Origin of the sequence: Mesorhizobium sp. B2-7-1 (assembly GCF_006440735.1) — a bacterium.
GTDB lineage: Bacteria > Pseudomonadota > Alphaproteobacteria > Rhizobiales > Rhizobiaceae > Mesorhizobium.
Genome location: NZ_VFUA01000056.1, coordinates 12,412 through 35,597, shown reverse-complemented (window position 1 = coordinate 35,597; position 23,186 = coordinate 12,412). Strand labels below are relative to the sequence as shown.

The window sequence follows — 23,186 nt, the reverse complement described above, 5'->3', positions numbered from 1 at the left end:
CCGTCACTCCAGATTCTGGACCTGCTCGCGAAACTGGTCGACCACCGCCTTGAGCTCCAGCCCGATCGCGGTGACCGCGGCGGCGTTCGACTTGGAGCATAAGGTATTCGATTCGCGATTGAATTCCTGGGCCAGAAAATCGAGCTTGCGGCCAACGGCACCGCCGCTTTTGAGCAGCGCCCGCGCCGAAGCGACATGCGTCTTCAGCCGGTCGATCTCCTCGCGGATGTCGGCCTTGGTGGCGAGGAAGGCCGCTTCCTGGTGCAGCCGGGCGGCATCGAGATTGGCCGAAGCATCCATCAGGAGGCGCACCTGCTCGGCGATGCGCTCGCGGATCGCGGCGGGCTCGCGCGAGGAGTCGGCTTCGGCCTTGAGCGTCAGCGCCTCGATGGCGTCGACATGGCCGGAAAGCAGCGCGCCAAGTGCCGTACCCTCGCCGAGGCGCGCCTGCTCGAGGCCGGCGAGCGCTGCCTCGAGCGCCGACACGATCGCGGCATCGAGAGCGGCCCGTTCCTCATCGGTCTCGACGGCCTCCGGGACGTCGAGCACCCCGCGCAGGGAGAGCAGGCCGTCGGCGGTGGCGGGGTGGGTGCCGAACTGCTCCTGCAAGCGCTTGGCGAGCCCCGCAAGGTCCTTGAGGAACGCCTCGTTGACCACCGGCTGGGTTTGCCTTGCAACGGCGCGGCCGATGCTCAACGTCGCCTGGAAATTGCCACGCGCGAAGCGCTTCTGGATGGTCTGCCGGACAGCGGTCTCCAGCCGGTCGAACCCCTGCGGCAACCTCAGCCTCACCTCGGCGCTCTTGCCGTTCACCGATTTCACCTCCCAGGCGATCGAGGTGCCCTCGCTTTCGGCGGCGGACCGCGCAAAACCGGTCATGCTTTGCAGGCTCATTGCCCTGTCGTCCCCCTGTCGCAGCCAAGGCATACGTGGCCCAGCGCTGCGCGCCCCAAAAATCGCCGGACGATCGGCCGGCGCCCCCTCAAAACATGAATATGGCCTCGCGTCAAAGGACGCGTGCGGCAAGCCTACTGGGCAGCGTCGCCGTTCTCGCCGCCGTCGCCATTGCCCCCGGCGTCATTGCCGTCGGCATTGCCATCGGGAGCGGCCGGCGCCGTCGTCTGGCCGGAAGCCTTGGCCGCAGCATCCGCCTGCTTCTTCTGCAGCGCCCGGTAGCGGGCGACATTCTGGTTATGCTCTTCCAACGTCGCGGCAAAGACATGGCCGCCATTGCCGTCGGCGACGAAATAGAGGTCGTCGGTCTTCGACGGATTGGCGACCGCTTCGAGCGCAGCGCGACCGGGATTGGCGATCGGCGTCGGCGGCAGGCCCTTGATCATGTAGGTGTTGTAGGGCGTCTGCTTGTCGAGGTCCGACTGATAGATCGGCCGGTCGGCCGGCTTTCCCTTGCCGCCGAACAGGCCGTAGATGATGGTCGGGTCGGACTGCAGCCGCATGCCCTTGGCCAGGCGATTGAGGAACACGGCAGCGACGCGCGAGCGCTCGTCGCTGCGGCCCGTCTCCTTCTCGACGATGGAAGCCAGCGTGACGAAGTCATCGACGTTGGCGACCGGCAGGTCGGGCGCGCGATGCGACCAGACGTCGTCGACGAGCTTCTTCTGGTCGGCAACCAGCTTGTCGACCATCTGCTGCCTGGTGGCGCCGCGCGTGAAGCGCAGCGTGTCGGTGGCAATGCTGCCCTCCGGCGGCAAGCTCGGCGGCATGTCGCCGGTAAGCGCCTCCTGATCGGCGACGCGCTGCAGCGCCTGCTCGACCGTCAGCCCTTCGGGAATGGTGAGCGAGTACATCACCGACTTGCCGCTCTTGAAGAGGTCCATGATGTCGCGCATCGAGGCGCGCGGCTTGATGGCGTATTCGCCAGCCTTCAGCGCCGTTTCATTGCCGGTGGCGCGCACGCCGAGCCGGAAGATGCGGGCATCGCTGATCAGGCTGCGGCGTTCGAGCTGGTCGGCGATCTCCTGGACGCCGGTGTTCGGCTTGATCATGAAAGTATCGCCATTGGCGGACGGACCGGGCTCGACGAAAGCCTGCATGCCGAAATAGAGCGCGGCCCCCGAGGCAAGCACGACCAGGATGACCATGGAGAGGAAGAAATTGAGGAACACGACGACCTGGCTGCGCGAGGCGCGCGACCGCTTCGACGGCGGCGGCGTGCCGGCTTCCGGGCGCAACGCCTCGGCCGCGGTCTTCGGCACGATCGGGCCCTTTGTGCCTTGCCGTCCGAATTCCCCGTCGCCGCCTGGGTTTGTGCTCCCAGGATTTGTGCTCCCCGGATTTGTGCTCATGGGCGCGCCCTACCGTCTGATCTGCAACGAATCCCCCGGCAAGAAGCTAGGGGAGAATTTGGCAAAAATGACGGCAGGTGGCGGGACTGCCGGCTGATTGTCTGTCTCTGAGCAATCCCGGTCGGAAACGCTATGCACTCTTTCCTAGGATCTTTCAGCCATTGTAACGCTGGAACACGAGCGAGGCGTTGGTGCCGCCGAAGCCGAAGGAATTCGACAGCGCGACGTCGATCTGGCGCTGGCGCGGCTTGTTCGGCACGAGATCGATCGCCGTCTCGCGTTCCGGATTGTCGAGATTGATGGTGGCGGGCGCTACGTTGTCGCGGATGGCAAGGATCGAAAAGATCGCTTCCGCGGCACCCGCGGCGCCCAGCAGATGACCGATCGACGACTTGGTCGACGACATCGAAATCTTCGAGGCGGCATTGCCGACCAGCCGCTCGACCGCGCCGAGCTCGATCGTGTCGGCCATGGTCGAGGTGCCGTGCGCGTTGATGTAGTCGATGTCGGCCGGCGAGAGTTTCGCCCGGTTCAGCGCCGCCGTCATGCAGCGGAAGGCGCCATCGCCATCTTCGGCCGGCGCGGTGATATGGTGGGCATCGCCAGTCAGGCCATAGCCGGTGACTTCGGCATAGATCTTGGCGCCGCGCGCCTTGGCGTGCTCCAGCTCCTCCAGGACGACGACGCCGGCGCCCTCGCCCATGACGAAGCCATCGCGGTCGCGGTCGTAGGGTCGCGATGCTGTTTCGGGGCTGTCGTTGCGCTCCGTGGAAAGCGCGCGGCAGGCGGCGAAGCCGGCAATCGACAGCCGGGTGATCGGCGCTTCGGCGCCGCCCGCCAGCATCACATCGGCATCGCCCCACATGATCAGCCGGGCCGCATCGCCGATGGCGTGCGCGCCGGTCGAACAGGCCGTGACCACCGCATGGTTCGGGCCTTTCAGGCCGTGGCGGATGGAGACCTGGCCGGAAACCAGGTTGATGATCTGCCCGGGAATGAAGAAGGGGCTGATGCGGCGCGGGCCGCGTTCCTTGAGGATCATCGCGTTTTCCGCGATGCCGTCGATGCCGCCGATGCCGGAGCCGATCAGCACGCCGGTGGCGCATTGCTCCTCATGCGTCTGAGGCTTCCAGCCGGAATCGGCCAGCGCCTCGTCGGCGGCCGCGATGCCGTAAAGGATGAACTCGCCGATCTTGCGCAGTTCCTTCGGCTCGAGCACGGCCTCCGGATTGAAGGTGCCGTTCGAGCCGTCGCCGCGCGGGATGACGTGGGCGATCTTGCAGGCAAGATCGTCCACCTCGAATTCAGTGACGCGGCGGCAAGCGCTGCGGCCGGAGAGCAATTCCCGCCAGCTGTGCTCGACGCCCGTGCCAAACGGCGAAAGCAGGCCAAGGCCCGTGACGACGACACGCCTCATCGCAGGTCCTCCCCGGTAATGCCTGCGAAAGAACTCAGGCCGAGGCCTTGTCGATATACTTCACGGCGTCGCCGACGGTCAGGATGGTCTCGGCGGCATCGTCCGGAATCTCGACGCCGAATTCTTCTTCGAACGCCATGACGAGTTCGACCGTGTCGAGGCTGTCCGCGCCCAGATCGTCGATGAAGCTCGCCTGCTCCGTCACCTTGTCGGCATCGACGCCGAGATGCTCGATGACGATCTTCTTGACGCGCTCTGCGGTGTCACTCATTTGGGGCAATCCTCGTCTCATGTTGTCTATCTTCGTTAGCGGGCGGAATGCCGCTAATCAAGCTGAAAGATGGTCTTGCGGGCAACGCAACGCCACAGGACCGGCTTTTGCCCGAACCGCCGGGTTGCGGGCCGCATTACACGAAAAATGGCGGGCGTCCAAGCCGAAATGGCTGTTTTCACAGGCGCGGCCGACCCTGATCGGTCAGACCATCACCCCGTCAGATCATCGCCATGCCGCCATTCACATGAATGGTCTGGCCGGTAACGTAAGCCGCCTCATTGGAAGCAAGATAGGCGACGGCGGACGCGACCTCGGCGCTGGTGCCCATGCGCCTTGTCGGGATCGCGGCCATGATCGTCTCTTTCTGCTTGTCGTTGAGCTTGTCGGTCATGGCCGATTCGATGAAGCCCGGGGCGACGCAGTTGACGGTGATGTTGCGGGTGGCGATCTCCTGCGCCAGCGACTTGGAAAAGCCGATCATGCCGGCCTTGGAGGCGCAGTAATTGGTCTGGCCGGGATTGCCGGTGACGCCGACCACCGAGGTGATGTTGATGATGCGGCCATGACGGCGGCGCATCATCGGATGGGTCAGCTCGCGGGTGAGCCGGAACACGGCGGTGAGGTTCACCTCGATCACGGTGTCCCAGTCGGCGTCCGACATGCGCACGAACAGGCCGTCCTTGGTGATACCGGCATTGTTGACCAGGATGTCGACGCCCCCGAGATCGGCTTCCGCCTTCTGCCCGAGCGCCTTGACCGCGTCGCGGTTGGTCAGATCCGCCGGAAACAGTTTTACGCGGTCGCCCAATTCGCCAGCCAGGGCCTCCAGCTTCTCGACACGGGTGCCGTGCAGGCCGACGATGGCGCCCTGGCTGTGCAGCACCCTGGCGATCGCCTCGCCGATGCCACCCGTTGCGCCGGTGACGAGCGCCTTGCGGCCGGTCAGTTCGAACATTTTTGCAACCTCATTTTTCCGAATTCGCCGCGGGCGATCCTGGCTCCGTATACGTCAAATCATCTAAACCACGCCAGAAATCTTCGGCCTTTTGTACATCCTCGTCACCGCGCCGAATGCGCTCCACAACCTCACCTGCAACGCGATAGTCCTCGTTCAGCCGTTCGGTTTTGCTTAGACCAATCTTCGAAGTGAACAATTCGACACCTATCGGTAACGTTCGAGCGCTCCTTAGCCAAGTGCCGCCAGCGCCGCCTCGACTTCCGCCGCCGTGCCGATGGCGCCGGTGGCGATGTCGCGGTTGATGCGGCGCGCCAGACCCGACAGCACTTTGCCGGCGCCGACCTCGTAGAGTGTTGCCACACCATTTGCGCCGAACCATTCCACCGTCTCGCGCCAGCGCACGCGGCCGGTGACCTGCTGGACCAGCCGGCGGGCGATCTCGTCCGGATCGCTGGTCGGCGTCACCGTCACGTTGGAGACGACGGGGACCACCGGCGCCTGCTTGGCCACGCCCGTCAGCGCCTCGCGCATGATGTCGGCCGCCGGCGCCATCAGCGCCGAGTGGAAGGGAGCGGAAACCTGCAGCATCAGCGCCCGCTTGGCGCCCTTTTCAGTGCAAAGCTTCGCCGCCAGCTCGACCGCCGCCTTGGCGCCGGAAATCACCAGCTGGCCGCCGCCATTGTCGTTGGCGACCTGGCAGACGGAGCCTTTGGCGGCCTCGGCGCAAGCGGCTTCAACATCGGCCTGCTCCAGCCCGATGATGGCGGCCATGGCCCCCTCGCCGGCCGGCACCGCCGCCTGCATGGCGTTGCCGCGGGTCCGAAGCAGCCGCGCCGCATCGCCGACCGAAACGAAGCCGGCAGCGGCAAGCGCGGAATATTCGCCCAGCGAATGACCGGCCACATAAGCCACCTTGTCCTTCAGCGAGAAGCCGCGCGCTTCGAGCGCCCGCATCGCCGCCAGCGACACCGCCATCAGCGCCGGCTGCGCGTTGGCGGTCAGCGTCAGCGTCTCTTCCGGGCCTTCCCAGATCAGTTTCGACAGTTTTTCGCCGAGCGCGGCGTCCACTTCCTCGAAGACGCGGCGCGCTTCGGGGAAGGCATCGGCGAGGTCCTTGCCCATGCCGACGGCCTGGCTGCCCTGTCCCGGAAAGGTGAATGCGACGGCCATTTGAGGTCTCTCCAAAGGCTGGTTTTCCCTGCCTCTGGCGCAAGGCGGACGGCCAAGTCAAGCCCGCGGGCATCTCTTCCGCCCGCATTTCAGCCGGAAAACCGCGCTGACTCCCTGTTCCAAAAGGCTTTTTGGCGATCACACCTGATGAAAACCGCTCACGTTTAGTTTGCTGGCTCTTCTTATTTCCGCCACAGGCGCTAGCTTTGCGTGACACTTCGATGACAGAAGCGTGACGCGTGTGGAAGGCGGGTTGCGTGGCCGGGGGAAGCAGAGTGGCAAGGATCAGGAAAGGCGCGGCCAAACCCGTGCCGCAGTTTTTGGAAGACGATCCGTCCACCGGCTACCTGCCGGGGCGGGCATGGCCGACGGTACGCTACGGCCTGACGACGCTTCTGGTTTCCGCACTGCTCGTGTTCGCGATCGAATGGATCGTGCGCGGCGATTTCTTCGGCACGGTCGATTTCTTCCTGCAGCCCTTCAAGCCGGGCTGGACCACCATCATCGTCTTCGCCCTGGTGCTGGTCGGACTCGACGCCATCCTCGGGCGCAGCCACCAGAGCCTGATGATCGTGGCGCCGCTGACGCTGGCGCTGGCCTTTGTCGGCCACCAGAAATCGCACTATCTCGGTGATCCCCTCTACCCCACGGATTTTCTGTTTGCCCGCCAGATCGTGGCGCTTATGCCGCTTCTGGTGCGCGAGCGGCCGTGGACGGCCGTCATGATGGCGGTCGGCATCGTCGGCGGCCTGACGCTGCTCGTCTACGGCTGGCGGACCTGGCGGCGGCGGGTGCCGATCCTCAGCCGCAAGGGCCGCCTGGCGCGGCTGGCGCTTGCCGTGCCGCTGCTCGCCTTCTTCGTCTCGATCATGGACTACGCGACCTTCTCGTGGACGCGCGACCGGCTGCAGATCATCCCGATCATGTGGGACCAGAAGGAAAACTATGCCTCCAACGGCTTTGCGCTGGCCTTCGCGATGAACGTGCCGATGGCGCATGTCTCGGCGCCACCCGGCTATTCGGAAAAGACGATGGACGCGATCCAGCGCTCCGACGTCGCCGCGTCGGTGCCGGGCGAGAAGCCGGATATCGTGGTTGTGATGAGCGAATCCTTCTGGGATCCGACGCAGTTGCCCGGCGTCGCCATCAAGCCCGACCCGATCCCGACGGTCAGGGCGTTGCGCTCCGGCTCGATGTTCTCGCCTGAGTTCGGCGGCATGACCGCCAATATCGAGTTCGAGGCGCTGACCGGCTTTTCCAACGCCTTCCTGCCGGCCGGCTCGATCCCTTACCAGCAATATGTGCGCACCCCAACGCCCTCGCTGGCGACCTTCCTGAAGAGCGAGGGCTACCGGGCGCGCGCCATCCATCCGGGCACCAACTGGTTCTGGAACCGCGGCGCCGTCTATGCCGATTTCGGCTTCAACGACTTCCGCTCGGAAGAGACGCTGCCGCCGATGGAAAAGCGCGGGCCGCTCGCCTCGGACGCGGCGATGACCGACGAGATCATCCGCGAGGCCGACGCCAGCGACGATCCGGTGTTCCTGTTCGCCGTCAGCCTGCAGAACCACGGTCCTTACGAGCCCTATCGCTACTCCAACCCGACGCATTCGGTCGACGCGCCGATCAGTTCCTGGGCGCGGGAATCGCTGCTTTCCTATGCCGAGGGCTCGGCCGACGCCGATCGTGGCCTGCAGCGGCTGATCGACTGGGCGAAGGCGCGCCAGCGGCCGACCATCATCGCCTTCTTCGGCGACCACCTGCCGCCGCTCGGACCCGTCTATGTCGAGACCGGCTTCCTCAAAGACAATGTCGCGCCGCGCAGGGAGCCTAGCGCCGACGCCGCGCTCGAGCACCACGACACGCCGCTGATCATCTGGTCGAACCGCTCCGGTCCGGTGCAGAACCTGGGCTCGGTGAGCCCGGCCTTCCTGCCCTACCATATCCTGACCACGGCCGGCATCACCCACCCCTATTACACCGGCTTCCTCGGCGCGCTGCGCGAACGCTACCGGGTGGTCGACCGCAACCTGCTTTTGTCGCCCGCTGGCGAAGCGACGCCGGACTGGGCGCGGCAGAAGCAGATCGATCCGAAGATCAACGATTTCCGGCTCATCCAGTACGACATGATGTTCGGCAAGCGGCACTCGGCGCCCGACTTCTTCCCCGAGACGGTGGACAAGCTCGTCGCGCATACGAGCTGAGATGGGCGGTCGTTGGAGGCGGGGGCGCCGCAAACCGCGGCAGTGACAGGCCTTCAAGGATCGGTGAATGCGAAGGGTGCTATTGCGCCGCTTCCGCAAGCTGTCGGCAATATTGCGTGAGCCGGCGCGTATCCAAGTTGGTCACGCCGAGCAGGAGTCCCTGTGACGGGGGTGATCGGACGCACCATTGAGAAAGAGGAGACGGAGCCAAGCCGAACGAGCGGGCGCGGCCGGCGATCTCTACATCCGACACCGAGGCGGTTGTCGAGACGATGACCGCCAGGCCAGCAGTGGCTTCGACTTTCAGCGACTTCGACCCGACCTGCGCGAGACCATCGAGCACCGCCTGCCGCCGAGAGGCATAGAGGCGCTTCATGCGCCGCAGATGCCGAATATAATGCCCCTCGCGCAGGAACTCGGCCACCGCGCCCTGGAGCGCCGGGGCTGGAGCCGGCGCCAGGCAAGCGCACACGTCACCGAACCGGCCAGTCATTCCGGAGGGCGCAACGACGAAGCCGAGGCGCAGAGCTGGGCTGATCGTCTTGCTGAAGCTGCCAACATGGAGGACCCGTCCGCCGTGATCGAGCGATGCGAGCGCTGGAGCCGCCCGGCCGGTCAGTTGCAGCTCGCTCAGATAATCGTCCTCTATGATCCAGGCGTCGCTCCGCCGAGCCCAGGCGAGCAACGCAAGCCTGCGGGTCAGCGACATCGTCATCCCGAGCGGGGCATGTTGCCCTGGCGTGATGATTGCCAGTGCCGCGTCCTGGACGCTCTGGATGGCGCAAGCGACATCCAGGCCTTCGGCGTCGACCGCAACGGCCGTCGCGGCGATCCCGGCCAGCTCTAGCGCTTTGCGTGTGATCGGGAAGCTCGGATCCTCGATCAAGGCTCGCGCCCCCTCCACCTGCAGAGCCCGCACCACCAGACCAAGCGCCCCGGAATAACCTCCCGTGACGAACACCTGGGCGGGACTGCACCGAAGACCCCGTGCAATTCCCAGATAGGCCGCGATCTCCTTTCGCAGTTGCGGATCACCCCGGGGATCGGGATAGCTGACCGGCGCGGCCGCCGCCCGCCGCGCCGCTCGCGCGACGACCCGCGACCAAAGCTTGAACGGAAAGGCGTCTTGTGAGGGCACGCCCATCTGGAACGGCAAGGGCGCTGTTCCATAGGTTTGGAACAGCTCCGGCAGAGGCGGCAAGTCTGTCGACGACAGGGGCGGCGACGAAAGCGAGGGGCGCTTGGCGACGCGGGTGCCCGCCGCGCCGGCGCCGATGGCGAACTGCTCGTCGATGAGGCGCTGATACGCGACGCGTACGGTGCCGCGCGAGACGCCGAGCTGTGCGGCCATATCACGCCAAGAAGGGAGCTTCGCCCCGGGGTCCAGCCGCTCCGTCTCGATGGCGTCCCGGAACGCCCGGTAGATCTGCGTCGCCAGCGGCGTTCTTGCGGCACGGTCGAGATCGATGGGCACAACGGTCATTGAGCAATGGTACCATCATTCCCGCCAATCTTGGTCCTGTTTCATGACCAGAGCCGGACACATCTAGCGGCCATCGTCACGAACGATCGAGGAGACAATCTTCATGAAAGCAATTGTTGTGGAGGACCAGGCCGCAGGGACGGCCGGGATGACGCTGGTGGACCGGCCCGAGCCGCAGGCAGCGATAAACGACGTCGTTGTCCGGGTTCATGCATCGGGATTCGTCCCGACTGAACTCGAGTGGCCCTCGACCTGGGCCGACCGCCGCGATCGTGACCGGACACCATCGATCCCTGGACACGAACTGGCCGGGGTGGTCACCGCTCTCGGCTACGGCACGACCGGGCTCTCGGTTGGACAGCGCGTGTTCGGCCTCGCCGACTGGCACCGCGACGGGACGCTGGCGGAATATGTGGCCATGGAGGCGCGCAACCTCGCGCCGCTGCCGGGCGATGTCGACTTCACGGTGGGCGCGAGCCTGCCGATCTCGGGCCTGACCGCATGGCAGGGACTCTTTCAACACGGCCGCCTTCAGGCCGGCCAGAGCGTCCTCGCTCACGGCGCGGCCGGCGCAGTCGGGTCCATGGTGACGCAGCTCGCACGCGAGGCCGGCGCCTATGTCATCGGCACCGGACGTGCCGGCGACCGCCAGAAGGCGCTCGACTTCGGCGCAAATACGTTCGTCGATCTTGAGAACGACACCCTGGAGGACGTCGGTCGGATCGATCTGGTGTTCGATGTCATCGGCGGCGACATTCAGAAGCGGTCCACGGCTCTGATTCGAGCCGGAGGCATACTGGTGACCGCGGTCGGCCCGACCGAGGCACGTCCCGTGGATGGCCTGGCCATCGACTTCGTGGTCGAGTCCGATCGTGCCCAACTGGGTGAGATCGTTCAGCGGGTGCGGGACGGACGACTGCGGACGAACATCGGCAAAGTCGCTACCCTCGACGAGGCGATCTCAGCCTTCAACGCGACCGAGCGACGCGCGGGGAAAACGGTCATCCGCGTTCACCCGTGAACCGGCTGCTACCCGGCGCAGCGCGGATGCGGCCCCATTGCTTCAGTGGGGGCCGCTGGTTGGACCTCTCGCTCGAGGGCATCTGCCCATAGGCACCGAGATACCGCGCTCTGTTCTCGATCCGGTGTGGCCAAGAGGATTTGAACGGCGCCATCGCCGCACCGGCATCTGCGTCCGTGGTATGGACGGATCGATTCATGCGCAATAAGGATGAGATGCGGTCTGCAGTGGCGCTCGCATTTTAGCCGCGTCGCCAGGGCAGTCGATGAAGACGTTGGTTCAATGACGCTGCGCCGAACGGGTTGGCCTTTTGACATGCCGCCGCGCTCGCAAAAGTGTCGATATCGGGGATTCGGTCATGAGCGACAACAGGCCAGACGTTACCAAGGATTGGCAAGCGACGCAGGGCCAGAAGTCTTCCGCGACGCGGCTGCGCCTTTTCGCGGCGCTCTGCTGGATCGTCGCCATTGGCGGCGAGATCGCCGGGATCTACCTGTTCTACCAGCACAAGTTCGACCACGGGAACATGCCGCTGCTGATCGGCTTTCTGGTCGGAATCGCGGTCTTCGCAATCGCCGGCAACTTGCTGTGGAAGGCGGCCAATAGGCACGATCCGGCCCGCGCATCCGACACGGCCAGGTTCTTCTTCCAAAACCAGCTCGGCGCGATCATCACGCTGATTGCCTTCCTCCCGCTGGTTTTCCTGATCTTGACCGACAAGAACATGGATCCGCAGACCAAGAAGGTTGCCGGCGGCCTTGGCGCCGTGCTGGCCGTGCTCGCGACGCTGGTCGGCGTCAGCTACCAACCTCCGTCGGTCGAGCAATATACCCAGGACATGAATGCTTGCGCGACCCAGATCAAGGCGGGGCAGCCGACCACAGCCTGTTCGCCCGACGTCGCCGCCCAGGCGCAGGAGATCGCCACGGACTCGGCCTCGGTGACTGCCGCTACGAAGGACGCGCAACACCCGGCCGGCCAGGATGTCGTCTACTGGATCGCGCCGGAGGACGGCGCCAAAAAATCCGCGGAGCCGCATGTTTTCCACCTCTGCGCAGCCGTGAGCCCGCTGAAAGACAAGACCGTGAACAGCGGTTCCGTGACCGAAGCCTACGCACAGAACGCCATCCGCATTACGAAGCAGATCGAGATGGAACAGAAGCAGTGTGGGTTCACGGTCTCGCAATAGACCTTCCCCCACGTTCCATCGCCCCCGGGCAGCTTCCCGGCCCTGAGCGCTTCGGATAGAAACCACGTCAAGCCGCCGTTCGGGCTTGGGCCACCTGGGTTGATAAGCAGGTGGCCCCTACCCCAGCAGCACAAAGGGCCTGTTGCGGGAGAAATGACGGGCCTGCGGCGGAATTTGCTCCACGAGGAGCGCAAACCAGACACTCCTCGCATCGTGCATCGGCAACGGACGTGCGGTTCCATTCCGTCAGATCGTTCCCATGCCGCGGCGCCGACCCTCGTCAGTTGGTGAGCTGCAGCCTGGAGAACTTGTTGGCGATGGTCTGGAACACGTTGGGGAGCTTGGCCGGATCCTCGACGGCGTAATAGTCGCTCGGATCGGAAGCGCAGGCGCTGTAGAGCGAACGATTGGCCGCCGTGTCGGCCTGCAGCACCATGGTGTAGATCTGCACGCCCTGGTTCTTCAACTGCGTGCAGACGTCCTTGGTCCAGCCGTCGACGTTGCGCGCCGCCGTCGTCTGGTTGCTCGAACCGAAACGGCCGCTGGCGAGGTAGCCATAGGATGTGTAGTCCGATTTCTGCGGCGTGTTGGAGGCGCCGTAGACGACGTTCTCGCCGTCGGTCAAAAGCATCACCACCTTGGTGACGCCGGCCGTCTTGTAAGGCGAGGCGTCGGTGTAGGGCGGCTGCGGCGACAGCACCCGCATGCCCCAGGCGAGCCCTTCCGAGACGTTGGTGCCGGAGCCGTTCCATTCGCTCATCTTTGCGGCGGCGGTGCGCAGCTGGTTGAAATCGGTGGACAGCGGCACGATCGGCGTCGGGCAGGAACGATTCGGACCGATGGTAATCGGATTTCCGGTCTCGGTGATTTCCTTGCCGGTCGAGGCGACATATTTCGCGATCGTCGTCAAATCCGCGTTGAGCAGCGCGTTGAGCACGCCCGTCAGCAGCCCGCTCAGGTCGATGCCCAGTATGTTCTGGTTCAGCTTGGTCTTGTCGATGCTGTCATTGAGATAGGAATTGTTGTAGCCGGTGGACGAGTTGCCGTAGGAGGCCGACGGCTTCTTGGCGACGTCAGGGTCGTCCGGCGCAAAATATGGCACGAACAGCGTTTCCGGCTTCGACGGATCCGGCGGCGAGTCGGCGATGTTCAAGGCGCCGGGCCGCGCTTCGACGCAGCCCTTCCAGCCCGTATTGTTCCAGCCGCCTTGCTGGCCGAGCTGCTTGAACAGCGCCATATGGTTCGGCCGCTTGCCGTCAACGATCGGGAAATTGATGCCGTTGTCGGGCGATTTGCCGTCCATGTCGATCCAGGACGGGTCGAATTCGGGGCCGTTGACGTTGACGGCGGTGACGAAGGGCACAAGTGCTGCGCGCACCTGGCGCGTCGGCGACTTGACCGCCTCGAGATAGTCGAGCAGCGACTTGGTCGCCGTCCGCAGCGCGCTGATGCGCGCGCCGGCCATCGAACCGGTGTTGTCGAGCACCAGCACCACTTCGAGCTGGTTGTTGGATTCGACCGCCGAAGCATCGACGCTGATATGCTTTTCGGCGCCAAACAGGAACGCGAAGTTGAGATTGACGTCTGCCGAGGCGGTGGCCCTGGTCTTGACGAAGTTGACGCCCCTGTCGACGGTCAGCGTGGCCTTGGCGTTCGAGAGCTCGCCGTGGCCGGCGACATTGGCCTGGAAATAGCTGTTGAAGGCTCCAACGCGCGTCGTCTCGGCATCGCCGAGATGCGAGGAGGCGAGATTAGCCGCGTCCAGCGCGTTCTGCAGACTGCTTTTTGCCCGCATCAGGGTGGAGACATCGGTGGCAAACGCCACCGCCCCCAACATGGCCGGCACGCCCAACGCCAGCATCAACGAGAAATTGCCGCTCCGAGAGCGCCAAAACTGCCTGAGAAGCATTCCCTACCCCCGGAATTGCTCGATTTTCCTGCCGCCTTGCGGCCCGCGTGCCTCTCATGCGCCTTTCATGATAAACGGGCGGTTACAACCGCATACAACCTTATGTGGTGGTTAAAACCCGATTACTGCAAAATCGATAAAATCGCGTACCGGCTCCGTTGGCGTTTTTCTGGAACCTGCGACACTCTGCAGTCACGCTGACCCCTTCCCGGCCTTGCCTTCCTGGCGAATTGCTATATAGACCCGCGCAATCTGCCGGTCCTTGCTGGGGGCTGAACGGAGGGCCGTGGTTTTTTCGGAAGCCACGCATGAAGCCAGAAGCGCTTCGGTCTCCCGTGTCTCCGCTCTCGACCGTCTCGTGGTTGCTCCTTTCTTCCCCGTTCCGTCGGGTCAGACAAGTTGCAGAGGCTTAGCCGCGAGGGCCGGACAGAGAAACGAAGAAAGGCACTAACATAATGGCTCTTTACGAACATGTGTTTCTTGCCCGGCAGGACCTGTCGCAGCAGCAGGTTGACGCGCTTGTCGAACAGTACAAGGGCGTCATCACGGCGAATGGCGGCTCGATCGGCCGGATCGAGAACTGGGGACTGAAGTCCCTCACCTACCGGGTCAAGAAGAACCGGAAGGCTTACTACACGCTGATGGACATCACCTGTCCACCGGCCGCGCTCAACGAGATGGAGCGCCAGATGGGCCTGTCGGAAGACGTCCTTCGCTTCCTCACCATCAAGGTCGAGGCGCATGAGGAAGGCGTTTCGGCGATGATGCAGAAGCGCGAAGAGCGCTCCGAGCGCGGCGGCTTCGGCGACCGCGACCGTGGCCCGCGTTCCTTCGGCGACCGCGACCGCGGCGACCGTCCGCCGCGCAGCTTCGGTGGCGACCGCGATGGCGGTGGCGATCGTGGCCCGCGCCGTCCGCGCGAAGGCTTTGAAGGGGGTGCAGAATAATGGTCGACATCAACCAGATCCCGACCCGGCGCCCGTTCCATCGCCGCCGCAAGACCTGCCCGTTCTCCGGCGCCAACGCGCCCAAGATCGACTACAAGGACGTGCGTCTGCTGCAGCGCTACATTTCCGAGCGCGGCAAGATCGTGCCTTCGCGCATCACCGCCGTCAGCCAGAAAAAGCAGCGCGAGCTCGCCAAGGCGATCAAGCGCGCCCGCTTCCTCGGCCTGCTGCCCTACGTGGTCCGCTAAAAACCTCGAGCAGGCGGCTCGCCGCCTGCTCATTCCTCCGGCCGTGATGGGCACGACCGGTTCGAACTGCAAAGCCCGAGTTGAGGCCAAAGCCTCTAACTGCCAGACAGGCAGGACAGCGACACCGGCGGCGACGCCTTTTGCTTCCTGACCTGTTCCAATTCATCCAATGTCGATCGACTGATCGACGGCACCGACGAAGGAACGAAATCATGGAAGTCATTCTCCTCGAGCGCATTTCCCGCCTCGGCCAGATGGGCGAGACCGTCAAGGTCAAGGACGGGTTCGCCCGCAATTTCCTGCTCCCGCAGGGCAAGGCGCTGCGCGCCAACGAAGCCAACAAGAAGAAGTTCGAGGGCCAGCGCGCCCAGCTCGAAGCCCGCAACCTCGAGCGTAAGTCGGAAGCCACGCAGGTCGCCGAGAAGCTCGACGGCAAGAGCTTCATCGTGGTGCGCTCGGCCGGCGAGACCGGTCAGCTCTACGGCTCGGTGTCGACCCGCGACATCGCCGATCTGCTCACCGCCGAAGGCTTCACCGTCAACCGCAACCAGATCGAGCTCAACCAGCCGATCAAGGCCATCGGCCTCTCCAACGTGGCGATCGCGCTGCATCCGGAGGTCCAGGTCACCGTGACGCTCAACATCGCCCGTTCGGCCGACGAGGCGGAGCGCCAGGCCAAGGGCGAGACGCTGACCACCGCCGAAGCCATCTACGGCGACGACATCAACGACAATGCCCGGCCGGAAAATTTCTTCGACCCGAACGCCGAGTTCGAAGGCGGCGAAGAGAACGCCTGACCTGCCTATCGCCGAAGCATCGCTTCGGCTTGCAGGCGTCCAGGATTTCTGGACCAACGCCCGGGTCTCCGACCCGGGCTTTTTTGTGCCAAAAGGAACTTTTCGACACCCTATATCTTGTGCACATTACAGCGTGGCGCGTCGATTGGACGCGGGCGACGCGCAGTGGCATTTCGATCTGGCATTCCAGTCCGATTACCGGGTGATCCGACTGAGGGGACATTTGGTCATGAATATCCTGTTGAAACACGTTCTCGAACGCCTGGTACGGGTCGGCGACCTCAAGGTGACCGGCCCGAAGGGCACGACGCACAAGTTCGGCGAAGGCAGCGGCGAGCCGGTGCATATCCATATCAAGACCACGCATGCCGAGCGCGCCATCACCTTCGACCCGATGCTGGCGGTGCCTGAAGCCTACATGGACGGCGAGCTCGACGTGCTCGAGGGCGGCGTTCTCGGCCTGATGCGCATCGCCTTCCAGAACATGGGCTCGAGCGGCATCGACGTGACCTGGTCGAAGGCGATCGAGGGCCTGCGCCACGCCTTCCGCCGGCTGCAGCAGATCAACACCGCTTCGCGCTCGCGCCGCAACGTCGAGCGGCACTACGATCTTTCCGGCGAGCTCTACAAGCTCTTCCTCGACGAGGACATGCAGTATTCCTGCGCCTATTTCGAGCAGCCGGACATGACGCTGGACGAAGCGCAGCTTGCCAAGAAGCGCCACATCGCCGCCAAGCTTCGGCTCAAGGCCGGCCAGACGGTGCTCGACATCGGCTCCGGCTGGGGTGGGCTGGGCCTCTACCTCGCCAAGGCCTTCGACGTCGACGTGCAGGGCGTGACGCTGTCGACCGAGCAGCACGGCGTCTCCACCGACCGCGCGCATGCGCAAGGGTTGCAGGACCGCGTGCATTTCGATCTCAAGGATTACCGCCACATCAATGAGCGCTTCGACCGTATCGTCTCGGTCGGCATGTTCGAGCATGTCGGCGTCAACCATTACCGCACCTTCTTCGACAAGGCCGCGACGCTTATGAAACCCGACGGCGTGATGCTGCTTCACTTCATCGGCCGCTCCGGCGTGCCGTGGGCGACCAGCGCCTTCATCCGCAAATACATCTTCCCCGGCGGCTATATCCCGGCGCTTTCCGAAGTAATGCCGGCGATCGAGAAATCCGGCCTCGTCGTCACCGACATCGAGATCCTGCGGCTGCACTACGCCGACACGCTCAAGCATTGGGGCGAGCGCTTCGCCGCCAATCGCGACAAGGCGAAGGCGATCTATGACGAGCATTTCTGCAGGATGTGGGAGTTCTATCTCGCCGCCTCCGAGGCCGCCTTCCGCTGGCAGGACCTGGTGATCTTCCAGTTCCAGATCGCCAAGAAGAACGACACGCTGCCGATGACGCGCGACTACATGGCCAAATGCGAGAAGGCGCTGGAGCTGCGCGATATCGGGCACAAGGAGCCGGCCGCGCCTGCCCCCGCCAAGCCGATCCGCCGCAAGAAGGTGGAGTAGGCGCGCATTGCCGCTTGCCATTGCGGGCTGACGCCACGAAAAAGGTCTCGTTCGCGAGACCTTTTTCATGACCTATCTCATCTACACCGCGGCAGCGCTGGCCGAAATCGCCGGCTGCTTTTCGTTCTGGGCGTGGTGGCGGCTGGAGAAGTCGCCGCTCTGGCTCATCCCTGGCCTCTTCTCGCTGGCGCTGTTCGCCTTCCTTTTGTCGCTGGTCGACACCGACGCGGCGGGCCGCGCCTACGCCGCCTATGGCGGCATCTACATCGCCGCCTCGCTCGGCTGGCTATGGCTGGTCGAAGGCGCGCGCCCCGACCGCTGGGACTTGGCGGGGGCGGCGCTCTGCATCGTCGGTGCCTCCGTCATCCTGCTTGCGCCGAGAGCATGATGCCGAAAAGTGTGAGGCGGTTTTCGGACAACATCATGCTCTATCTTTTTGATTCCAAGGGAGCCTGAAATGGAACTGCCCGCCGCGCTCCGGCAAGGGGTCGACAGCTTTCTGGAGAAGGTGCCGTTGCCGGCGCTGAAACAGGCGGCGCGGACGCTCTCGGAGCGCTACCGCGCCGAGCTGCGCGACGGCCGCCTGCATATGGGCGAGGAGATGGCGGTCAAGGCCTATCTGGCGACGCGGCTGCCCGCCACCTATGCCGCCGTGCGCGCCAGCCTCGAGGCGTTGAGCGAGGCCCGGCCTGACTTCCGGCCGACGAGCCTGCTCGATGTCGGCGCCGGACCTGGCACCATGCTTTGGGCCACGACAAATGCCTGGCCCGAGCTCGAACGCGCGGTGCTGGTCGAGGCAAGCGCGGCCGTGCGCAAGGTCGGCCAGTCGCTCGCGGAAGGCGCGATCGCGGCCCGCACGGACTGGATCGGCGGCGACGCGACCATCGATCTCGACGGCCTCAAGCCCGCCGACCTCGTCAGCATCGCCTATGTGCTCGATGAGGTCGCACCCGCATCGCTGCCGAAGCTCATCGATCGCCTCTGGCGGCTCACGGCCGACACGCTCATCCTCGTCGAGCCCGGCACGCCCGCCGGCTGGCGGCGCATCCTCGCGGCACGGCAACAACTGATCGAGGCGGGAGCGCACCTGCTGGCGCCGTGCCCGCACGCGGCGCCCTGCCCGCTCACGCCGCCCGACTGGTGCCACTTCGCACGCCGCGTCGCCCGTTCGCGCCTGCACCGTCTCGTCAAGGAAGCCGAGGTGCCGTGGGAAGACGAGAAGTTCATCTACCTCGCCGCCTCCCGGCAACCGGCGCCAGCGCGCGCCGCACGGGTGATCGCGCCGCCGAAGGGTGGCTCCGGCAAGGTGGTGCTGAAACTCTGCCGGCCGGACGGCAGCGCCGGCGAGCAGCTGTTCAGCAAGCGCGACGGTGATGTCTTCAAGGCGGCGCGACGGGCGGACTGGGGTGATGTGGTGGGCTGAGGCACGTAGGCCGATCACGCGGAGAGATGACCCATAGTCAAGGCGCTAGTAGAATCGCGGCGTTGGAGATTAGCCGAAGCGACTGAACTTCGTCATCCACGGGCGGAGCGACGTGAAGCGGCGCGCAGACCCGTGGATGACGATGTCACGAGCATTTCGGCCAATCTCGAACGTCCGCGCTACTCTGCGCGAACATGTGCGATAGATCCGTTCCGGACAAATCCCCGACGGCAATCAATCGCTAGATTGTTCTTGCTTCGTTCTATATCTGCAGCTAAGAATCGCCTCTTGCCGAGTCAAACGGAATCGGGCCACCGGAATACTGTCCTGTGGATGGTTTGCCGATCCTGTGAACATTGGGCATCAAGCCGGTTGGACCGAGGAGTGTTGCAGAAAGGTCAGCACCGAATCTTCCCGTTCTGGTATCGAGGAAAGCGGGATCGAAATCGGGGATATCATGGCAGAGGCGGCACTGAAATTCGGCGCGGCGGAGACGCCGCTTTATCGCGAGGCACCGAACAACATCGAGGCCGAGCAGGCGCTGCTGGGCGCCATCCTCGTCAACAACGACGCCTTCTATCGTGTCTCGGATTTCCTCAAGCCCGCGCATTTCCATGAGCCGCTGCACCGCCGGATCTTCGAGGTCGCGGCCGAGCTCATCCGCATGGGCAAGATCGCGACGCCGATCACGCTGAAGACCTTCCTGCCGGCCGACGAGAAGGTCGGCGACATGACGGTGGCGCAATATGTCGTTCGGCTTGCCGTCGAAGCCGTCACCGTCGTCAACGCCACCGACTATGGCCGCGCCATCTACGACCTCGCGACGCGCCGCGCGCTGATCACCGTCGGCGAGGACATGGTCAACATCGCCTATGACGCGCCGGTCGACATGTCGCCGTCCGACCAGATCGAGGACGCCGAGCGGCGGCTGTTCGAACTCGCCGAAACCGGCCGCTATGATGGCGGCTTCGAAAGCTTCAACGATGCGGTCAAGACCGCCGTCGACATGGCCAACGCCGCCTATATGCGCGACGGCCATCTGTCCGGCATCGCCACCGGCCTGCGCGATCTCGACCGCCGCATGGGCGGCCTGCAGCCTTCCGACCTGATCGTGCTCGCCGGACGCCCGGGCATGGGCAAGACGTCCCTGGCGACCAACATCGCCTTCAACATTGCCGAGGCTTACGTTCCGGCGCAGCAGGCCGATGGCAGCTTCAAAGCCGCCAATGGCGGCGTCGTCGGCTTCTTCTCGCTCGAAATGTCGTCGGAGCAGCTCGCCACCCGCATCATCTCCGAGCAGACCGAGATCTCGTCATCGAAGATCCGCCGCGGCGAGATCACCGAGATGGATTTCGAAAAACTCGTCGCCTGCTCGCAGACGATGCAGAAGATCCCGCTGTTCATCGACCAGACCGGCGGTATCTCGATCGCGCAGCTCTCCGCCCGCGCGCGGCGGCTGAAGCGCCAGCGCGGCCTCGACCTCATCGTCATCGACTATATCCAGCTGATGCAGGGCTCGAGCGCCAAGGCCTCGCAGAACCGCGTGCAGGAAATCACCGAGATCACCACGGGCCTCAAAGCGCTGGCCAAGGAGCTCGGCGTGCCGATCATCGCGCTGTCGCAGCTGTCGCGTCAGGTCGAAAGCCGCGACGACAAGCGCCCGCAGCTCTCGGACCTGCGTGAATCCGGCTCCATCGAGCAGGACGCCGACGTGGTGCTGTTCGTCTATCGCGAGGAATATTACCTCAAGAACCGCGAGCCGAAGCTCGGCACCGAGGAATACGTCAAGTGGGAAAACGAGATGAACGAGGCACGCGGCAAGGCCGAGTGCATCGTGGCCAAGCAGCGCCACGGACCGACCGGCACCGTCAGCCTCGCCTTCCACGGCGAGTTCACGCGGTTTTCGGATCTGGCGGAAGAGCATCATCTGCCGGAGAGGTTTGAGTAACTCTTGAGAAAGGCCTCATTCCTTCGCCCCCCTCTCTGTCCTGCCGGACATCTCCCCCTCAAGGGGGGAGATTGGATGTCGCGTCGGCTTTCGCCAATCACCGACGTTGCAAGATGGGCGCCGTCGGCGAAACTGCCGATCTCCCCCCTTGAGGGGGAGATGTCCGGTAAGACAGAGGGGGGCGCCGTCCCGCCAGCCTATCCAATGTCGGGCCGCGCCTAATGGCCAAATCGCGCGTTCAGTTCATCTGCCAGAATTGCGGCTCGGTGCATCAGCGCTGGGCCGGCAAATGCGATGCCTGCGGCGAGTGGAACACGCTGGTCGAGGAAGGCACGTCCGGCGGCATCGGCTCGGGGCCGGCGAACACACGCAACGCCCGCAAGGGCCGCGCCGTGGTGCTGACCAGCCTGTCGGGCGACATCGAGGACGCGCCGCGCATCGTGTCAGGCATCGGCGAGCTCGACCGCGCCACCGGCGGGGGCTTTGTGCGCGGCTCGGCCCTGCTGGTCGGCGGCGATCCCGGCATCGGCAAGTCGACGCTGCTGACGCAGGCCGCCGCAGCGCTCGCTTCGAAAGGCCATCGCATCGTCTATGTCTCGGGCGAGGAAGCGGTCGCGCAGATCAGGCTGAGAGCCCAGCGCCTCGGCGTCGCCTCGACGCCGGTCGAGCTTGCCGCCGAAACCAATGTCGAAGACATCCTCGCCACCATCGCCGACGGCAAGCGGCCGGATCTGGTCATCCTCGATTCGATCCAGACGCTGTGGACCGACCTTGCCGATTCGGCCCCGGGCACCGTCACCCAAGTGCGCGCCGCCGCCCAGGCGATGATCCGCTATGCGAAATCCACAGGCGCTGCGATCGTTCTCGTCGGCCACGTCACCAAGGAAGGCCAGATCGCGGGCCCTCGCGTCGTCGAGCACATGGTCGACGGCGTGCTCTATTTCGAAGGCGAAGGCAACCACCACTTCCGCATCCTGCGCACGGTGAAGAACCGTTTTGGGCCGACCGACGAGATCGGTGTGTTCGAAATGTCGGATAAGGGCCTGCGCGAGGTCTCCAATCCATCCGAGCTTTTCCTCGGCGAACGTCACGCGAAATCGCCGGGCGCCGCGGTTTTCGCGGGCATGGAAGGCACAAGGCCGGTGCTGGTCGAGATCCAGGCGCTGGTCGCGCCCTCCTCGCTCGGCACGCCGCGCCGCGCCGTGGTCGGCTGGGACGGCGCGCGGCTGTCGATGGTGCTCGCGGTGCTGGAAGCGCATTGCGGCGTGCGCTTCGGCCAACACGACGTCTATCTCAATGTCGCCGGCGGCTACCGTATCAGCGAGCCGGCGGCCGATCTCGCGGTCGCCGCCGCACTGGTTTCGTCGCTCACCGGTCTTGCCCTTCCCGCCGATTGCGTCTATTTCGGCGAAATCAGCCTATCGGGCGCCGTGAGGCCGGTTGCGCATGCGCAGCAGCGCCTCAAGGAAGCCGAAAAGCTGGGTTTTGGAAGCGCGGTGCTGCCGCTCGGCAGCGAGGAACTTGCCGGGGGGATCGGGGCCGGCGCTTTCCAACCCACCGAGCTTGCCGACCTTGTGGCGCGCATAGCCGGCTCACGGCGCGGCCGTGCCGACGACGAGGAGTGATACGGCTCGTCGGGCCGTAAGACAGGAAGTGGGGCGAGAACCATGCCGATTACGCTGCTTGACGGAATCCTCGTCGGCTTCACCCTGGTCTCAGCAATGCTCGCCATGGTGCGCGGCTTCTCCCGCGAAGTGCTGTCTGTGGTTTCCTGGGCGGCGGCGGCGGCGGCGGCGTTCTTCTTCTACAAGCCGGTCCTGCCCTATGTTCAGCCCTATGTCGACAACGACAAGATCGCGATGGCGGCTTCCGCCGGCGTCGTCTTTCTGATCGCGCTGATCGTCGTCTCCGTCATCACCATGAAGCTCGCCGACTGGATCATCGATTCGCGCATCGGCGCGCTCGACCGCACGCTCGGCTTCCTCTATGGCGCGGCACGCGGCATCCTGGTGGTCGCGGTGGCGCTTTTGTTCTTCAACTGGCTGGCCGGCGCCAAGGCGCCGGCCTGGATCGCCAACGCCAAGTCGCGGCCGTTGCTGGAGACGATCGGCGCCAAGCTCGAAAGCGTGCTGCCCGAGAACACGGAAGAGCTGGTCAACAAATACACGCATAAGGGCACGCCGCAGGCCGGCGCGCCGGCGACGACCGACCAGCCCGCGGCCGAACCGCCGGCCACCGGCGACGACAGCGCGCCGGCGCCCGACGACAGCGAGGGCGACGCCCCAGCCGACAACGAGTCGGCTCCGGCGCCTGCCCCGGCTCCCGCTCCAGCGCCGGCAAACTGATTGCGGGCAAGCCGGCGCGGCTTGCCCCTGC

20 protein-coding genes are annotated in these 23,186 nt (G+C 64.9%); 12 read left to right on the top strand and 8 right to left on the bottom strand.

Annotated features, from left to right (window positions below):
* Positions 1–3: 3 nt before the first annotated feature.
* From FJ471_RS20485 to fabD, 6 genes are all read right to left on the bottom strand, one after another.
* Entirely contained in the window at positions 4–894 is an 891-nt protein-coding gene (locus FJ471_RS20485; RefSeq protein WP_140806523.1) for a YicC/YloC family endoribonuclease, read from the bottom strand.
* Positions 895–1,028: 134 nt separating this feature from the next.
* Positions 1,029–2,306 (bottom strand): endolytic transglycosylase MltG, encoded by a 1,278-nt coding sequence (gene mltG / locus FJ471_RS20480; protein WP_140806517.1) that lies wholly within the window; start codon positions 2,304–2,306, stop codon positions 1,029–1,031.
* 154 nt (positions 2,307–2,460) lie between these two features.
* A complete protein-coding gene (fabF, locus tag FJ471_RS20475) occupies positions 2,461–3,723 on the bottom strand; it encodes a beta-ketoacyl-ACP synthase II (RefSeq protein WP_140806509.1) in 1,263 nt (420 codons plus the stop codon).
* A gap of 34 nt (positions 3,724–3,757) precedes the next feature.
* On the bottom strand, positions 3,758–3,994 hold the full coding sequence (locus FJ471_RS20470) for an acyl carrier protein (protein ID WP_006203723.1): 237 nt from the start codon (positions 3,992–3,994) through the stop codon (positions 3,758–3,760).
* A 220-nt stretch (positions 3,995–4,214) separates the two neighbouring features.
* Positions 4,215–4,952, bottom strand: coding sequence for a 3-oxoacyl-[acyl-carrier-protein] reductase (fabG, locus tag FJ471_RS20465; RefSeq protein WP_140806501.1), 738 nt, complete (start codon positions 4,950–4,952; stop codon positions 4,215–4,217).
* Between the two features lie 231 nt (positions 4,953–5,183).
* On the bottom strand, positions 5,184–6,125 hold the full coding sequence (gene fabD, locus FJ471_RS20455; protein ID WP_140806485.1) for an ACP S-malonyltransferase: 942 nt from the start codon (positions 6,123–6,125) through the stop codon (positions 5,184–5,186).
* A gap of 275 nt (positions 6,126–6,400) precedes the next feature.
* On the opposite strand from fabD, the gene FJ471_RS20450 reads away from it, so the two are divergent.
* Positions 6,401–8,329, top strand: a complete 1,929-nt coding sequence (locus tag FJ471_RS20450) for an LTA synthase family protein (protein WP_140806478.1) — start codon at positions 6,401–6,403, stop codon at positions 8,327–8,329.
* 79 nt (positions 8,330–8,408) lie between these two features.
* On the opposite strand, the gene FJ471_RS20445 is transcribed toward FJ471_RS20450, so the two are convergent.
* A complete protein-coding gene (locus FJ471_RS20445) occupies positions 8,409–9,812 on the bottom strand; it encodes a PLP-dependent aminotransferase family protein (RefSeq protein ID WP_140806472.1) in 1,404 nt (467 codons plus the stop codon).
* A 103-nt stretch (positions 9,813–9,915) separates the two neighbouring features.
* On the opposite strand from FJ471_RS20445, the gene FJ471_RS20440 reads away from it, so the two are divergent.
* Together FJ471_RS20440 and FJ471_RS20435 are read left to right on the top strand one after the other, a co-directional pair.
* Entirely contained in the window at positions 9,916–10,833 is a 918-nt protein-coding gene (locus FJ471_RS20440) for an NADP-dependent oxidoreductase (protein ID WP_140806465.1), read from the top strand.
* Positions 10,834–11,191: 358 nt separating this feature from the next.
* Positions 11,192–12,022, top strand: coding sequence for a hypothetical protein (locus FJ471_RS20435; protein WP_140806458.1), 831 nt, complete (start codon positions 11,192–11,194; stop codon positions 12,020–12,022).
* A gap of 280 nt (positions 12,023–12,302) precedes the next feature.
* Here FJ471_RS20435 and FJ471_RS20430 read toward each other — a convergent pair whose 3' ends face one another.
* Positions 12,303–13,931, bottom strand: coding sequence for a pilus assembly protein (locus FJ471_RS20430; RefSeq protein ID WP_140806450.1), 1,629 nt, complete (start codon positions 13,929–13,931; stop codon positions 12,303–12,305).
* 455 nt (positions 13,932–14,386) lie between these two features.
* Between FJ471_RS20430 and rpsF the strand changes: the two genes are divergently transcribed.
* The 9 genes from rpsF to FJ471_RS20380 all read left to right on the top strand — a co-directional run bounded on the left by rpsF (position 14,387) and on the right by FJ471_RS20380 (position 23,155).
* Complete coding sequence (gene rpsF, locus FJ471_RS20425) at positions 14,387–14,878, top strand: 30S ribosomal protein S6 (protein ID WP_140806442.1); 492 nt, start codon at positions 14,387–14,389, stop codon at positions 14,876–14,878.
* The gene (rpsR, locus tag FJ471_RS20420; RefSeq protein WP_006203718.1) at positions 14,878–15,126 is read left to right on the top strand and encodes a 30S ribosomal protein S18; all 249 of its coding nucleotides are present in this window, start codon (positions 14,878–14,880) and stop codon (positions 15,124–15,126) included. Before rpsF ends, rpsR begins: the two co-directional genes overlap by 1 nt.
* A gap of 212 nt (positions 15,127–15,338) precedes the next feature.
* Positions 15,339–15,923, top strand: a complete 585-nt coding sequence (rplI, locus tag FJ471_RS20415) for a 50S ribosomal protein L9 (protein WP_140806436.1) — start codon at positions 15,339–15,341, stop codon at positions 15,921–15,923.
* 229 nt (positions 15,924–16,152) lie between these two features.
* Complete coding sequence (locus tag FJ471_RS20410) at positions 16,153–17,439, top strand: cyclopropane-fatty-acyl-phospholipid synthase family protein (protein WP_140806429.1); 1,287 nt, start codon at positions 16,153–16,155, stop codon at positions 17,437–17,439.
* A 67-nt stretch (positions 17,440–17,506) separates the two neighbouring features.
* Positions 17,507–17,827 carry a YnfA family protein gene (locus FJ471_RS20405; RefSeq protein ID WP_140806423.1) on the top strand — a complete coding sequence of 107 codons (321 nt, stop codon included), beginning with the start codon at positions 17,507–17,509 and terminating at the stop codon, positions 17,825–17,827.
* Positions 17,828–17,896: 69 nt separating this feature from the next.
* Positions 17,897–18,862, top strand: a complete 966-nt coding sequence (locus tag FJ471_RS20400; RefSeq protein WP_140806417.1) for a small ribosomal subunit Rsm22 family protein — start codon at positions 17,897–17,899, stop codon at positions 18,860–18,862.
* A 457-nt stretch (positions 18,863–19,319) separates the two neighbouring features.
* On the top strand, positions 19,320–20,810 hold the full coding sequence (locus tag FJ471_RS20395) for a replicative DNA helicase (RefSeq protein ID WP_140806411.1): 1,491 nt from the start codon (positions 19,320–19,322) through the stop codon (positions 20,808–20,810).
* Positions 20,811–21,031: 221 nt separating this feature from the next.
* Positions 21,032–22,435: a DNA repair protein RadA gene (gene radA, locus FJ471_RS20385; RefSeq protein ID WP_140806398.1), complete on the top strand. Its 1,404-nt coding sequence runs from the start codon at positions 21,032–21,034 to the stop codon at positions 22,433–22,435.
* Positions 22,436–22,477: 42 nt separating this feature from the next.
* Positions 22,478–23,155 (top strand): CvpA family protein, encoded by a 678-nt coding sequence (locus tag FJ471_RS20380; RefSeq protein WP_140806391.1) that lies wholly within the window; start codon positions 22,478–22,480, stop codon positions 23,153–23,155.
* Positions 23,156–23,186 lie beyond the last annotated feature (31 nt).

What these genes read in the sequence shown, in the direction of transcription:
- FJ471_RS20440 (WP_140806465.1), top strand. Translation starts at nt 9,916, where the DNA reads ATGAAAGCAATTGTTGTGGAGGACCAGGCCGCAGGGACGGCCGGGATG.
- FJ471_RS20485 (WP_140806523.1), bottom strand. Translation starts at nt 894, where the DNA reads ATGAGCCTGCAAAGCATGACCGGTTTTGCGCGGTCCGCCGCCGAAAGC.
- fabG (WP_140806501.1), bottom strand. Translation starts at nt 4,952, where the DNA reads ATGTTCGAACTGACCGGCCGCAAGGCGCTCGTCACCGGCGCAACGGGT.
- FJ471_RS20410 (WP_140806429.1), top strand. Translation starts at nt 16,153, where the DNA reads ATGAATATCCTGTTGAAACACGTTCTCGAACGCCTGGTACGGGTCGGC.
- rplI (WP_140806436.1), top strand. Translation starts at nt 15,339, where the DNA reads ATGGAAGTCATTCTCCTCGAGCGCATTTCCCGCCTCGGCCAGATGGGC.
- rpsF (WP_140806442.1), top strand. Translation starts at nt 14,387, where the DNA reads ATGGCTCTTTACGAACATGTGTTTCTTGCCCGGCAGGACCTGTCGCAG.
- rpsR (WP_006203718.1), top strand. Translation starts at nt 14,878, where the DNA reads ATGGTCGACATCAACCAGATCCCGACCCGGCGCCCGTTCCATCGCCGC.
- fabD (WP_140806485.1), bottom strand. Translation starts at nt 6,125, where the DNA reads ATGGCCGTCGCATTCACCTTTCCGGGACAGGGCAGCCAGGCCGTCGGC.
- FJ471_RS20435 (WP_140806458.1), top strand. Translation starts at nt 11,192, where the DNA reads ATGAGCGACAACAGGCCAGACGTTACCAAGGATTGGCAAGCGACGCAG.
- fabF (WP_140806509.1), bottom strand. Translation starts at nt 3,723, where the DNA reads ATGAGGCGTGTCGTCGTCACGGGCCTTGGCCTGCTTTCGCCGTTTGGC.
- FJ471_RS20380 (WP_140806391.1), top strand. Translation starts at nt 22,478, where the DNA reads ATGCCGATTACGCTGCTTGACGGAATCCTCGTCGGCTTCACCCTGGTC.
- mltG (WP_140806517.1), bottom strand. Translation starts at nt 2,306, where the DNA reads ATGAGCACAAATCCGGGGAGCACAAATCCTGGGAGCACAAACCCAGGC.
- FJ471_RS20400 (WP_140806417.1), top strand. Translation starts at nt 17,897, where the DNA reads ATGGAACTGCCCGCCGCGCTCCGGCAAGGGGTCGACAGCTTTCTGGAG.
- FJ471_RS20445 (WP_140806472.1), bottom strand. Translation starts at nt 9,812, where the DNA reads ATGACCGTTGTGCCCATCGATCTCGACCGTGCCGCAAGAACGCCGCTG.
- FJ471_RS20430 (WP_140806450.1), bottom strand. Translation starts at nt 13,931, where the DNA reads ATGCTTCTCAGGCAGTTTTGGCGCTCTCGGAGCGGCAATTTCTCGTTG.
- FJ471_RS20395 (WP_140806411.1), top strand. Translation starts at nt 19,320, where the DNA reads ATGGCAGAGGCGGCACTGAAATTCGGCGCGGCGGAGACGCCGCTTTAT.
- FJ471_RS20405 (WP_140806423.1), top strand. Translation starts at nt 17,507, where the DNA reads ATGACCTATCTCATCTACACCGCGGCAGCGCTGGCCGAAATCGCCGGC.
- FJ471_RS20470 (WP_006203723.1), bottom strand. Translation starts at nt 3,994, where the DNA reads ATGAGTGACACCGCAGAGCGCGTCAAGAAGATCGTCATCGAGCATCTC.
- radA (WP_140806398.1), top strand. Translation starts at nt 21,032, where the DNA reads ATGGCCAAATCGCGCGTTCAGTTCATCTGCCAGAATTGCGGCTCGGTG.